Source organism: Synechococcus sp. WC10meta, assembly GCF_047461475.1.
On the sequence record NZ_JANSHF010000016.1, the window covers coordinates 1 to 12,779 of the forward strand.

Below are 12,779 nucleotides of genomic sequence, written 5' to 3' on the forward strand. Positions count from 1 at the left end.
GATGCGTACTACGCCCGGCTCTACGGCCTCACCCGCAAGCAACTGCGCTACATCCTCGACCCGGCAGACCTCACCGAACGCGAACTGGAAGACATACTCGACCCGCGGGAAGAGGTGGCAGACCCGCTCGACCCGGCTGGCTACGCTACCCGCGCTGCTGCTAGCACCTTCCCCGGCGAAACCTTTCGCGTGCTCAAGGAAAAAGAAATCCGCCAATTTGGCGAGTACCGCACCCGGCGGCTGGTGCTAGAGGCATGGGAGAAGCTGGCGCAACACTAATTTCATTATGCGTAAACAGGGGAGCTTCCCATGCGGACTAACGTTGTCTTGGATGACGAGCTGATCGAGTTGATCGAGCGGGCTCGCCAGCTAGCCGGCCTCAAGACCAAGCGCGAGATAATTCACGAAGCGCTGCGCACCCTCATTCGGCTCTACGAGCAAGCCGAGATCCGCAACTTACGCGGCAAGTTGAAATGGGAGGGAGATCTGCACGAGCAACGCCTCTCCTCTCCCTAAGATCTCCCAGCCCAAGCCTCAGGGCGATCCTCTTGCAGTCGCTAGAACACCTGCTAGGCTTAACCTAGCCAAAATGGCTTTGGAGAGCCCCGATGGCTACCATTTTTGACCTGCACGAGAGGGTTCTAAAGGACTACGCCAATTTCGTCCGCTCCTTTTTTCTCATTGCCGACCCACGGGCACAGGCGTTTGTAGACCAAGCTCTGGAAGAAGGGATCCACCTCTGGCCAGAGCCGCTTGTGCAGCTTAGCCCTGCCTACGTAGCCGGCCCAACCGTTGATGAGTTGGCTGAAACGGGGCGGATTACTGAAGAAACAGCCCGCATCTTCCGCTCTGAGGACGGCAGACCCTTTCGTCTCTACCGCCACCAAGAGGAGGCCATCGCCAAAGCCTTGGCCGAGGAAAGCTTTGTGGTAACCAGCGGCACCGGTTCCGGCAAAAGCCTCTGCTATTTCCTACCCATCATCGACAACTGGATCCGCCAGGGGGGATCCGTAGGCCAGGTGACGGCCCTAGTGGTCTATCCCATGAACGCGCTGGTGAACTCCCAGTACCAGGCTTTACAAGATCTCCGCCAGCGGTATGAGCGCCGCTACAGTCGCCCCTTTCCGCTGCGCTTTGCCAAATACACCGGCGAAACCGAGGAAAGCGAGCGGGAAAACCTGCGGCGGGATCCACCCCAGCTCCTGCTGACCAACTACGTGATGGCCGAGCTACTGTTGGTGCGCCCCGAAGATCAGCGCTTCCTCAGCCCCAACGGCCTGCGCTTTCTGGTCTTTGACGAGCTGCACACCTACCGGGGTCGGCAGGGGGCCGACGTGGCCATGCTGGTTCGCCGCCTCAAGGGACGCTGCGCCGCCAAGAACCTGGTGCACATTGGCACCAGCGCCACCATGATCTCCCACCCCGAGGCCAGTGCCCTGGAGCGCCGCCAGACCGTGGCCGACTTCGCCAGCCGCTTCTTTGGCCATCCCTTCACACCGGAGCAGATTATCGAGGAGACCCTGGCCCCTTTGAGCGAAGGTGGCCCGCCTTCACCTGAAGAGCTCAAACCCGCCCTCGATCCCCCCTGGCCCACCGACCTAGCTAGCCTGCGCCGCCACCCCTTGATGCGCTGGTTGGAGTACGAGCTGGGCCTAGAGTTAAGTCCCGACGGCAGCCTCAAGCGCCGCGTGCCCAGGGAGCTCTCCGAGGTGGCCGCCCAACTGGCCCAACTGACCGGCACCGCTAGCGAAAACTGTGCGGCAACGCTGCGCCGGTTCCTCGCCCACGCCAGCAGCCTCAAAGACGGCCACAGCCGAGGAGTGGCCTTCAAGCTGCACCAGTTTATCTCCCAAGGCCGCACCCTCTACGCCACCCTGGAGAGTCGGGAAAAGCGGCAATTTTCCCTAGAAGGGCAGATGCAGGCGGGGGAGGGCAAGCTCTTTTTCCCCGTCAAGTTCTGCCGCCAGTGTGGGCAGGACTACTACCACGTCCTCAAGTCCAGGGATCAGTTCCTGCCCTATCCCGTGGGAGAAGAGGTAGAGCAGGACGAAGACCAGCAAGCCGGTTACCTGAGCTTGGATCCTCTTGACAACGAGTGGTCGCTGGAGCAGATCCCCGAAGACTGGTACACCCCTGAGGGCAGACTCAAGACCGACTGGGGAAAGCGCGTCCCCCAAGCCGTCTGGGTGCGCCCGGATGGCTCCTTTTCCGAGTACCCCCAGGCGGAGGCGCAGAAGATGTGGTGGCAGCCCCACCCCTTTTCCCTGTGCCTGGCCTGCGGCGAGTACTACAGTGGCCGCGAGCGGGAGTTTGTCAAGCTGGCTTCCCTCTCTAGCGAAGGCCGCTCCAGCGCCACCACCATCCTTGCCACCTCCCTGCTGCGCCATGCCGAGCAAACCCAGGCCGCTTGCAGCAAGCTGCTGACTTTTACCGACAACCGCCAGGACGCCTCCCTGCAGGCCGGCCACTTCAACGATTTTGTGCATGTGGCCCTTCTGCGGGCCTCGCTCTATGCTGCCCTCCTCAAGAAAAAAGAGCTGGGCTTTGACGAGGTGGCCCAGGAAGTGGTGCGGGCTTCTGGCCTGGAGCTTGCCGACATCGCCCAAAACCCGGCTTTGGATCCCGACTCGCCCAGTGCCGAGGAAGTGTGGCAGACCTTTAGCGAGCTAACCGAATACCGGCTCTATGAAGATCTGCGGCGCGGCTGGCGGGTTACCCACCCCAACTTGGAACAGGTGGGCCTGCTGAAAATCGAGTACCGCGGCCTCGGGGAGCTCTGCCAAAATTCAGCCCTGGCTTCCCTTCACCCCTGGTTTGCCCAAGCCAGCCCTGAGGAGCAAGAGCAACTGCTGCGGGCTCTGTTGGATCAGTTTCGGCGCCAATTGGCCATCGATGTGCCCGTGCTCAAGGCAGAGCCCCAGAGAAGGCTGCGCCGGCGCGCCCAGCAATATCTCAATGAGTTTTGGGGCCTGGAAGAGCATGAGGAGTTGCGGACGGCTCGCTGCTTTGGCCAGAACCCTTCCCGGGAAAACGGGCAAATGCTCAGCCTGGGCCGCCGCAGCACCATTGGTCGCTTCCTCCGCAGGCGCCTTGATCTAACCCAGGAAGCCTACGACAGGTTCTTGGAGTCCCTGCTGTCTCTCCTGGTCAGACAGGGCCTGCTACGGCGCCACGTGGAAAATGGCCAGGTAGCCTACCAGCTAGACGCCGGCTGTCTGCGCTGGTGTCTGGGGGATGGCCTGCCGCCGCCGGATCCTCTGTACTCCCGCAGCGCCCAGCAGGAGGGCTACACCTCTGTCCGCCGTCCCATCAACCCCTTCTTTCAGGAGCTCTACCGAGCCGGGGCAGCAGGGCTAGGATCCCTGGAAGCCAGAGAGCACACCGCCCAGGTGGTCCAGCCGGGGGAGCGGGAGCGGCGAGAGAGACGCTTCCGCAATGAGCCCGGGGAGCGCCGCCTTCCCTACCTCATTTGCTCTCCCACCCTAGAGCTGGGGGTCGACATTGCCGATCTGGATCTGGTGCACCTGCGCAACGTTCCCCCAACGCCAGCCAACTACGCCCAGCGCAGCGGTCGGGCCGGTCGCCAGGGGCAGCCGGGGCTCATCCTCAGCTACTGCGGCGCCTTCAACAGCCACGACCAGTACTACTTTCGCCGCCGGGCCGAAATGGTGGCTGGACGGGTGCGACCTCCCCGCCTGGACCTGGCCAATGAGTCGCTGCTGCGGGCCCACATCCACGCCGTCTGGCTGGCCCAGGTGCGCCTGCCCTTGGGCAACTCCATCGAAACGGTCATCAACTTGGATCGGCCAGAGTTGCCCCTGCGGGAAGAGGTGGTTGCCTCCATCCAGCTAGGGGAGGCAGCCCGCCAAGAGGTGGCAGAGCGGGTGGAGGCGCTCTTGGCTGCTGACCGGGAAGTGCTAGAGCGCAGCGGCTGGTTTAGCCGGCGCTGGATCCAGCAGGTTATTGAAGAAGCCCCCCGCGCCTTTGACCGCGCTTTTGACCGCTGGCGGGAACTCTATCGGGCCGCCACGCAACAGTTGGAAGCCGCTAACCAGCAACTGCAGACGGCTCGCCGTCGGGAAGACCAGCAGGAAGCCAGGCGCCGCCAGCAGGAGGCTCTGCGCCAGCGGAACCTACTGTTGCAAATCGATACCCAGCGGGAGGAAAGCGACTTCTACCCCTACCGCTACCTAGCCAGCGAAGGGTTCCTGCCCGGCTACAACTTCCCTGCCTTGCCCGTGCGCGCCTGGGTGCCCCGCGGCAGCGAAGGGGAGTTTATCGCCCGGCCCCGGTTTTTGGCCATTCGCGAGTTTGCCCCCCACAACTTCCTCTACCACGAGGGCTGCCAGTGGGAATCGGTGGCCTTTCAGGCTCCGCCCGGCGGCCTGGAGGAGCGCAAAAGCAGCCACAAGCTCTGCTTTAGCTGTGGGGCCTTTGGGGATCCCTCCTTGGATTGCTGCCCCGTCTGCGGTACCCGCTTCGATGGGCAAAATAGCCTTTTAACGCAGCTTCTGGAAATGCCTAATGTGCGCATGCGGCGCCGGGATCGCATTACTGCCGACGAAGAAGAGCGGCGGCGACAGGGATACGAGCTGCAGACTTTCTTTCAGTTTGCTCCCGAAAGTTCAGGCTACCGCGTCCAGGAAGCCGACGTGCTAAGGGGCGAAACTCCCCTGCTGCAGTTGCGCTATGCCCCAGCCGCCACGCTGCTGCGCATCAACTCCGGCTGGCGGGGCAGTGGGGGGCGAGGTTTCCTGGTCAACTTTGACAATGGCGAAGTCCCTTCTCGAGATCAGCTTGGGGGCAATAGGGCTAGCTCGTCTAGCCAGATGTCCTTGCAGACCATCCGCCTGGCAGTGCGCGCTACCCAAAACCTCTTGCTGGTGCGGCTGGTTCAGCCCAGCCTGGGGAGTCTGCAGGCCCTAGAAACGACCCTGCGCTATGCCCTCAAGCGGGGCATCGAGGAGACCTTTGAGCTGGAGGAGACGGAGCTGGCGGCCGAGTCCATTGGCCAGGGATCCCATCGCGCCATCCTCCTCTACGAGACCGCCGAAGGGGGAGCTGGCGTCCTGCGGCGGCTGGTGGAAGAGCCCCATGCCCTTGCCGAGGTGGCCCAAGTGGCTCTGGAGATCTGCCACTTCCAGCTTTCGGAAGAGGGGATCCAAGATCGGCAACCGGAGTGCCGGGCAGCCTGCTACGAGTGCCTGCTTAGCTACGCCAACCAAAGGGAGGCCCTGCAGCTTGACCGTCACCAAATCCGGGATCTCTTGGGGGCGCTGGCCAACAGCCGCACCGAGCTGCGCTCCCTGGGCCGCTCCCGTCAAGAGCACCTGGAGTGGCTGCGCCAGCTCATCGATCCCCGCTCGGAACTGGAGCGCCGCTTTCTGGAGACCCTCGCAGCAGGGGGTTATCGCCTTCCCGACGACGCTCAGAAAGCCATTGCCGATCCCCGCTGTGTTGTCGACTTCTTCTATGATCCCAACGTCTGCATCTTCTGTGATGGCGCTGTGCACGACCAGCTTCCCCAAGTGGAGCAGGATCACCAGATTCGAGCTCAGCTCCTGGGGCGGGGCTACCGGGTAATTGTCCTGCGCTACGACCAGGATCTGGGGGAGCAACTGGCTCGCTACCCCGAGGTGTTTGGCCAAGGCAACTAGTCTTGCTGGTGGGAAAACAGGTAGGCTCCCACCAGGGCTAGGATGGCCGCTAGGCCCGCTAGCACCACAACCGTGTACCAGGGGAACTGGGAGAGGGGCTGGTAGGCCGCCGCCCGCATGCCAATGCTGGCGTAGGAAAGGGGCAGGCAGTAGACCAAAACCTGCAGGTAGGTTGGCAACTGACTGGGATCGAAAAAGGTGGCCCCTAGGAAGGACATGGGTGTAATTAAAAAGTTGGTGAGCACGCCCACGCTCTCCAGGCTGGGCACCTTCAAGCCAGCGATGACCCCAATGCCGGCAAAGACGGCGCAATCCAAAAGCAGCACCAACAGCGCCAGGGGGTGAAGCAGGCCCCAGGCCCCTGTACCTAGCACCCCCACCGCCAAGACCCCCAAAGCCGTCAGCAAACCCCGGGCAATGCCGGCCAACACCTTGCCCAGGTGCAGCGCCAGCGGATGCACGGGCAAAAGCAGCAGCTCTTCAAAGCTTTTGGTAAATAGCCGCGCTCCACAGATGGAGAAGGTGGTGCCGGCAAAGCTAATGGTCATGGCAGAAAGCGCCACCATCCCTGGCAGAATAAAGCGCAGGTAGGAGCCGGCCGCCGTGGATCCCGCTACATCGGCCAGGGCTTCTGAGCGTAGGGATCCGCCCAGCCCCACCCCAAAGGCAACGATGTAGATGAGGGGGGCTACCAGCCCCGAGGCCACCACCTGCCAGACCCGCCCGCGCAGATCCAGCCAGTCGCGCCAGAAGATGGTTAAACTGTCTTCCCAGATTTGCCGATAGGGTAGGCTCAGGGCACGGCTGACCATAGGTTTTCCTCGCTATTTCTTGGTTTTCTGCCGCTACTGCCAACGGCTTGCTAATAGCCGTAGTAGTTGGAGCGGCGCGACCGCCACCAGGCCACCGGCAGCGCCAAGGCTTTGCCCAGCGTGGACACATAGGCGCGGGTGCGAAACACCTGGTAGTGGTTGCGCTCGATGGCGTTGAGAATCTGCCGGTAGAGCATCAACGAAGCCGCCACCGGCCAGCGGGAGTCCGGCTGCAGGGTGGGGATCCCCCGTTCCGCCTGGGCATAGAGCTCTCGAGCCCGCCGGATCTCGTAGTCCATGAGCGCCATCCAGCGCTCGTCGATGACGTGGTTAAACAGATCCCGCTCCGAGTAGTTGAAGCGGCGCAGATCTTCAAGGGGAATGTAGATCCGACCCCGACGGGCATCTTCCCCCACATCCCGCAAGATGTTGGTCAGTTGCATGGCAATCCCCAGGGCCACCGCCTCCTCGCGGCCATCCCGCCCTGGCACAAACCCCATGATCTCGGAGCACATCAGGCCCACTACCCCAGCCACGCGGTAGCAGTAGACCTGCAGCTCTTCCCAGGTGGCATAGCGCCGAATGTCCAGATCCATGCTCTGCCCCCGCAACATCTCGCGGAAGGGCTCAATGGAGAGACGGTAGGTGCGGATGGTGTGGATAAGGGCCAGGTCAGTGGGGACTTGCGGCTCCCCTCCCTGGAACAGGGACTCCAGATGAGCTCCCCACTGCTCCAGCTTGCGGCGGGTGACTTCCACCTCTACTTGGCTGGCCTCTAGCCCATCCAACAGCTCGTCCGTTTGCCGCAGCCAAGCATAGATGGCCCAGATGGCCCGCCGTTTGGGTCGAGGCAGGAGTAGGGACCCCAAATAGAACGTCTTGGCGTGCTTAGCCGTGATCTGGCGGCAGAGGGCAAAGGACTGCTCAAGCGGACTCATTGGGCTCGTCTCCAGAGGCGCAGGGCCACATCTCAACACTATGGGAAGCTAGACCCCTGCCGGTGCCAAACGTGAGCAAGCAGCCGCTGGGGAGGGGATCCCTTTGTGGATAGCCTCAGCCGCCCACTTGCCGGAGAGGATGGCTCCCTCCATGCTGCCTAGGAAGGGCTGCAAGGTGTAGCTGCCGGCCAGGAAGAAGTTGGGAATGGGGGTAACTTGGGTGGGGCGGTACTGCTGCCGGCCTGGAGTAGCCTTGTAAACCGAGCGCGGGGTCTTCACCACCACCCATTTGCGCACCCGCGCCGGGTTGGGGCCGGTGAGATGCTGGGGAAAGAGTTTTTTCAGCTCCTCCAGGGTGGCGGCAAAGATCTCCTCGTCGCTGCGCTCAATCCATTCGGCAGCTGGGGCCAGCACCAGCTCCAGCATGGATCGGTGGGGATCGGCATAGGCGCGGCAGGTGTTGCTCATGTCGGCATACACGCTTAAGAGAGGCGAGCGGGAAAACAGGGAGTGGTCAATGTGAGTAATCTTGCGGTCAAACCAAATCTGCAGGCTGATCACCGGCACCCCTTCCAGCTCGCGCAGCTTTTGGAAAAAGGGGATCCCCCACCACTGAGCTGGCAGCAGCTCCTTGAGCGCATCCACCGAAAGGGCCGAGACGTAGGCATCGGCAGTTACCTGCAGGGGTCCGGAAGGAGTGACGACGCGAAAGCCGGCCACGCTGCCGTCAGGGTTGAGGTCAATCGCCTGCAGCGCCGCGTTCAAGTGCACCTGGCCGCCGCGGGCTACGATGTAGTCCACCATCGGCTGGCAGAGCCGCTCCGGCGGGGCACCATCCAGGTAGGCAATCTTGGAGCCGTCTTTCTGGCGCAAAAAGCGGTTGAGGGCTGTCAGGGGCACCATGGCCGAGATCTCGTCCGGGTTGATAAACGCCAGCGCCTTGGAGACGGCGATGAAAATATCCGTGTTAACCCGCTCGTCAATGCCCTGCCGCCGCAGCCACTCCAGCAGAGTGTAGCGATCCATCTGCTCCACATAGCGCTGGCCGCGCACCATGGCCGGCACCAACCCCAGAGCAAACTTTACCTTTTCGCTCCAGGTGAGCATGTCGTTGTTGCGCAGGATGGCCACAATGGCGTTGAAGGGGGCGGGAATGTCCGGCAGGTCAAAGCGGGAGTAGGTGCCCGGCTTGTCTGGCTGGTTGAAGATCAAGCTATGCTCCTTCCACTGCAGGCGATCCGAGATGCCCAGCTCCCGGAACAGTTGCAAGGTGTTGGGGTAGGCGCCGAAAAAGTTGTGCAGCCCCGTCTCGATCCAGTCGCCGTCGGCATCCTTCCAGGCGGCCACTAGCCCCCCCAGCACATCCCGCCGCTCAAAAAGCAGCGGCTGATGCCCAGCATCGCAGAGGTACTTGGCACAGGCCAGCCCTGCCAGCCCTCCCCCAGCAATGGCAACGCGCATGACGGTGACGCTCAAGCAACACTACCATTCTATTTGCAAACCGTTACAATTGCTGGCGGCTGCGAGAGCCCTGCTTTCCCGCCGGGATCCGATCCCTGGTAGGATACGGAAAAAATCCAGGGGGAGCGACAAAGATGGCCAAGCAAACACTGGGATCTCTGTTGTCATCTGGCTTTGATCTCAAAGGCAAGCGCGTACTGGTGCGAGTGGATTTCAACGTCCCTCTGGATCCTCAGGGCAACATCACTGACGACACTCGCATCCGCGCCTCCCTGCCCACCATCCAGGCCCTGGCCCAGGCAGGGGCCAAGGTCATCCTCACGAGTCACCTAGGCCGCCCCATCAAAAAAGACAAAGAGACCGGCGCTGTTCACATTACCCGCGAGGGCAACAGCCTAGCTCCTGTAGCCGTCCGCCTTGCCCAGCTTTTGGGCCAGCCGGTGGCCTTTGCCCCCGACTGCATTGGCCCTGAGGCCGAAGCGGTGGTGAACAACCTGGAAAACGGCCAGGTGGCCCTCTTGGAAAACGTTCGCTTTTACCCCGAAGAGGAAGCCAACGACCCAGAATTTGCCCGCAAGCTGGCCTCGCTGGCCGATCTATTCGTCAACGATGCCTTTGGCAGCGCCCACCGCGCCCATGCCTCTACTGCTGGCGTCACCGCCTACCTCCAGCCTGCTGTAGCTGGTTATCTCCTGGAAAAGGAGCTGCAGTTTCTTTCCGGCGCCATCGAGAATCCGCAGCGGCCCCTGGCGGCCATCATCGGCGGCTCCAAGGTCTCTACTAAGATTGGCGTCATCGAGCGGCTCTTGGAAAAAGTGGATAAGCTCCTCCTGGGTGGCGGCATGATTTTCACCTTCTACCAAGCCCAAGGGATTAAAACTGGCAAGTCTTTGGTGGAAACTGACAAGCTGGATCTAGCCCGCTCCCTGATGGAGAAAGCCAAAGCCCGGGGCGTCGAGCTGCTGCTGCCGGTGGATGTGGTGGTAGCCGATAAGTTTGACCCTGAAGCCAACGCCCAAACGGTTTCCATCCACGCCATCCCCGAAGACTGGATGGGCTTGGACATTGGCCCGGAATCGGTCAAAGCCTTCCAGGCTGCCCTACAGGGGTGCAAGACCGTAGTCTGGAACGGGCCGATGGGCGTCTTTGAATTTGACCGCTTTGCCGCAGGTACAGAAGCCATTGCCCGCACCCTGGCCGACCTCACCCAGGCCGGGGCCATCACCATCATTGGCGGCGGCGACTCGGTGGCGGCTGTGGAAAAAGCGGGCCTAGCGGACAAGATGACCCACATTTCCACGGGTGGCGGCGCCAGCCTGGAACTGCTTGAGGGCAAGGAGCTGCCTGGCATTGCTGCCCTCAGCGAAGCGTAGGTTCTGCGCAGCCCCTTAAAGGCAAAAAAGTGGGGGCTGGGCCCAGCCCCCTCCTTTGAAGATCGCTGCAGCGATGAGGACAGAGGATCCGGCTTAGTGCACCACCACCTTAACGTTGGCGTTGTTCAAGCCGGGACGCTTCACCTCAGCCAAGGTCTTGTTGATGGCGTACTTCTGGTTGATGGAGTTGATCAACTCGGTTTGGTTGTACTTCTTGGCCACGCCCCACAGATCGGCAATCAGGTCGTAGGAACCATCAGGGTTCTTGGACCAGCCCAGATCGTAGTCGCCCTCCAACTGGGCCACGATGTCAGCGCGAACACGCTGGCCATTGTAGCCACGCACCTCGGCGTTCAGCTTAACGGTGTAGCCAAGATCGCGCAGGGAGTTGATCAGGATTTGGCCGTCGGTGATTTTGGTGCGCAGAGTGCTAAAATGGGACATGGTGTTTCTCTCCTCCTTTGTGTAGGGGTTGGAACGTCAACAGAAACAACGGGCGACTTCTAGCGAAGGGTTGAGGCCATCTCTACCTATGCGGCAGTGATGTGGGCCTCAACCTTTTACTAGAACTCCAGCCGTTGGTACTCGGCTACAGCAGCTGCTGCTGGCCGAGCCCGCTGCTGGGCCCATTCCCTCAACGCTACCACTTGCTCCGTCATGGTGCGGGATAGCGGTTGAGTTGCTTTCGTTGCTGCCAAAATGTCCAACTGGGTAAACTCACGGTTTTGGGCAAACGCTTCATACATGGCAGCAATCAAAACTTGTTCGATCTCCGCGCCGGAGAAGCCTTCGCAGGCAGCGGCTAGCTGGCGCAGGTCAAAGCGACTAATATCGCGCCGCCGCTTCTGCAGGTGGATCCGAAAGATTTCCATGCGCTCGTTGATGTTGGGCAGATCCACAAAGAAGATCTCGTCAAAACGGCCCTTGCGCAGGAACTCTCCAGGAAGGCGATCCACGCGGTTAGCAGTGGCAATTACGAAAACCGGCGCGCGCTTCTCCTGCATCCAGGTGAGGAAGGAACCGAAAATGCGGCTGGAGGTGCCCCCATCGGAGTCGCTAGAGCCTGCTGCTCCTGCAAAGGCTTTATCCAGCTCGTCGATGAAGAGGATGGCTGGCGCCAGCGATTCAGCGGTGCGCAGGGCGCTGCGGAGGTTGGCCTCTGATTTCCCCACCATGGAGCCATCGTAAACGCGGCCCATGTCCAGGCGCAGCAGAGGCAGGCCCCAGAGACGAGCCGTAGTCTTGGCAATCAGGGACTTGCCGCAGCCGGGCACGCCCAGGATCAGCAAGCCCTTGGGGGCAGGTAGCCCGTAGGCGCGGGCTCGCTCGGTAAAGGCCTCGGAACGCTGCAGCAACCAGCGCTTTAACTCCTCAAGGCCGCCAACCGCGTCGATGGACTCGTCCTCTTCGATGAACTCAAGGATGCCATTGCGGCGGATGATTTGCTTTTTCTCGGAAAGGATGATGTCCACCTCCGCCTCGCTGAGGCGGCCATGCATCACCACCGCCTTGCGGTAAACTTTTTCCGCCTCGTCCTGCGTCAGCCCCAGGGCTGCCTTGACCAACTTTTCTCGGGTTTCGGGGCTCAGGGATCCCCCGCGCGGAAGCTGCTCCAGCTGCCGGTTGAGGATGCGCTCTAGCGTGGCCATGTCGGGAAGGGGGAAGTCCACCACGCAGATATCCTTTTCCAGCTCAACTGGGATTACCTGCACCGGCGACATGAGGAGAAGCGTTTTGTGGGATCCCTTGAGGCTGGCGACAGCATCCCGCAGCCAGCGCTTGACCTCAGGGTTGTCCAGAAAGTCGTGCAGATCCTTGAAAACAAAGATGGCAGGATCTTTGTGCTCCATCACCCACTGGATAGCGGGCTGCGGAGACTGGGTGTTGTGCTGGGTTAGGCTGCGGGGGTTGCCGTATTCAACAATGCCGTGAGTAACCGTCCAGGTAAACAAGCGCCGCTGCGGCCTAAGAGTACGGGCAATCGCCGCCAGGGTTGCCTCCGCCCGCTCCTCCTCTGAGGTAACCAGGTAAAGCAGTGGGTATTGAGCTTGGATGAGGATGCTGAGCTCTTGCATGGAAAACACCAACTGCGCGGAGGGAAACTGGAAAAAGGCTGAGGCAAGTGGGCGCTAACTGGGAAGCGGCCTAGCAGGGCACCAGCGCGTCCTGGCGCTCTTCCCCTGAACCTGTGGCAGCCTCCCAATATCCTGGCTCCACCGCTTCCAGGATGGCTTCAGCGGCAGACTGTTGGCGGAGAGAGACCACCTCCCCGTTGCGAATGACAAACGGGTGACTGCACTCGGGACAGCGGTGAACTCGGTAGGTACTGCCCTGAACTCCCTCGATGATCTCTGGGTGGAGCAAGTAGAAGCTAAGCGCCTTTTCGGCCACCGCTGACATCGGCTCCCTCTCCACGGCAGCCCGGATCTTCAGCCTGCGGTGCAGTTCAGGCGAGAGATATAGCGTTACCTTTTGCTTGGCCTCTGGGCCTTCCCCAACCTCTGGCCGCTGACTCATGGCTAGCTGTTTTCTCGTTAC

Annotated in this window: 10 protein-coding genes; 4 read left to right on the forward strand and 6 right to left on the reverse strand. The window is 61.5% G+C overall.

Going from position 1 to position 12,779, the window contains the following annotated elements:
* The 3 genes from NW804_RS08445 to NW804_RS08455 all read left to right on the forward strand — a co-directional run.
* Positions 1–279: hypothetical protein (locus NW804_RS08445; RefSeq protein ID WP_414423319.1), on the forward strand; the 279-nt coding region annotated here is incomplete at its 5' end.
* A 30-nt stretch (positions 280–309) separates the two neighbouring features.
* Entirely contained in the window at positions 310–516 is a 207-nt protein-coding gene (locus NW804_RS08450) for a type II toxin-antitoxin system VapB family antitoxin (protein ID WP_414423320.1), read from the forward strand.
* A gap of 92 nt (positions 517–608) precedes the next feature.
* Positions 609–5,657: a DEAD/DEAH box helicase gene (locus NW804_RS08455; protein WP_414423321.1), complete on the forward strand. Its 5,049-nt coding sequence runs from the start codon at positions 609–611 to the stop codon at positions 5,655–5,657.
* Here the strand turns inward: NW804_RS08455 and NW804_RS08460 are convergent.
* From NW804_RS08460 to pds, 3 genes are read right to left on the reverse strand one after another with little or no spacing between them, the layout of a single operon-like run.
* The gene (locus NW804_RS08460; protein WP_414405665.1) at positions 5,654–6,469 is read right to left on the reverse strand and encodes an ABC transporter permease; all 816 of its coding nucleotides are present in this window, start codon (positions 6,467–6,469) and stop codon (positions 5,654–5,656) included. The genes NW804_RS08455 and NW804_RS08460 overlap by 4 nt on opposite strands.
* Positions 6,470–6,519: 50 nt before the next feature.
* Entirely contained in the window at positions 6,520–7,407 is an 888-nt protein-coding gene (locus NW804_RS08465; protein ID WP_414405664.1) for a phytoene synthase, read from the reverse strand.
* Between the two features lie 48 nt (positions 7,408–7,455).
* On the reverse strand, positions 7,456–8,868 hold the full coding sequence (pds, locus tag NW804_RS08470; protein ID WP_414410914.1) for a 15-cis-phytoene desaturase: 1,413 nt from the start codon (positions 8,866–8,868) through the stop codon (positions 7,456–7,458).
* A 134-nt stretch (positions 8,869–9,002) separates the two neighbouring features.
* Between pds and NW804_RS08475 the strand changes: the two genes are divergently transcribed.
* Entirely contained in the window at positions 9,003–10,241 is a 1,239-nt protein-coding gene (locus NW804_RS08475) for a phosphoglycerate kinase (protein ID WP_414393861.1), read from the forward strand.
* Positions 10,242–10,334: 93 nt separating this feature from the next.
* On the opposite strand, the gene NW804_RS08480 is transcribed toward NW804_RS08475, so the two are convergent.
* The 3 genes from NW804_RS08480 to NW804_RS08490 all read right to left on the reverse strand — a co-directional run bounded on the left by NW804_RS08480 (position 10,335) and on the right by NW804_RS08490 (position 12,758).
* A complete protein-coding gene (locus tag NW804_RS08480) occupies positions 10,335–10,685 on the reverse strand; it encodes a DUF1257 domain-containing protein (protein WP_414360780.1) in 351 nt (116 codons plus the stop codon).
* Between the two features lie 119 nt (positions 10,686–10,804).
* Entirely contained in the window at positions 10,805–12,316 is a 1,512-nt protein-coding gene (locus tag NW804_RS08485) for an AAA family ATPase (RefSeq protein WP_414393860.1), read from the reverse strand.
* 70 nt (positions 12,317–12,386) lie between these two features.
* Positions 12,387–12,758: a hypothetical protein gene (locus NW804_RS08490; protein ID WP_414393858.1), complete on the reverse strand. Its 372-nt coding sequence runs from the start codon at positions 12,756–12,758 to the stop codon at positions 12,387–12,389.
* Positions 12,759–12,779 lie beyond the last annotated feature (21 nt).

What these genes read in the sequence shown, in the direction of transcription:
- NW804_RS08465 (WP_414405664.1), bottom strand. Translation starts at nt 7,407, where the DNA reads ATGAGTCCGCTTGAGCAGTCCTTTGCCCTCTGCCGCCAGATCACGGCT.
- NW804_RS08455 (WP_414423321.1), top strand. Translation starts at nt 609, where the DNA reads ATGGCTACCATTTTTGACCTGCACGAGAGGGTTCTAAAGGACTACGCC.
- pds (WP_414410914.1), bottom strand. Translation starts at nt 8,868, where the DNA reads ATGCGCGTTGCCATTGCTGGGGGAGGGCTGGCAGGGCTGGCCTGTGCC.
- NW804_RS08490 (WP_414393858.1), bottom strand. Translation starts at nt 12,758, where the DNA reads ATGAGTCAGCGGCCAGAGGTTGGGGAAGGCCCAGAGGCCAAGCAAAAG.
- NW804_RS08475 (WP_414393861.1), top strand. Translation starts at nt 9,003, where the DNA reads ATGGCCAAGCAAACACTGGGATCTCTGTTGTCATCTGGCTTTGATCTC.
- NW804_RS08480 (WP_414360780.1), bottom strand. Translation starts at nt 10,685, where the DNA reads ATGTCCCATTTTAGCACTCTGCGCACCAAAATCACCGACGGCCAAATC.
- NW804_RS08460 (WP_414405665.1), bottom strand. Translation starts at nt 6,469, where the DNA reads ATGGTCAGCCGTGCCCTGAGCCTACCCTATCGGCAAATCTGGGAAGAC.
- NW804_RS08450 (WP_414423320.1), top strand. Translation starts at nt 310, where the DNA reads ATGCGGACTAACGTTGTCTTGGATGACGAGCTGATCGAGTTGATCGAG.
- NW804_RS08485 (WP_414393860.1), bottom strand. Translation starts at nt 12,316, where the DNA reads ATGCAAGAGCTCAGCATCCTCATCCAAGCTCAATACCCACTGCTTTAC.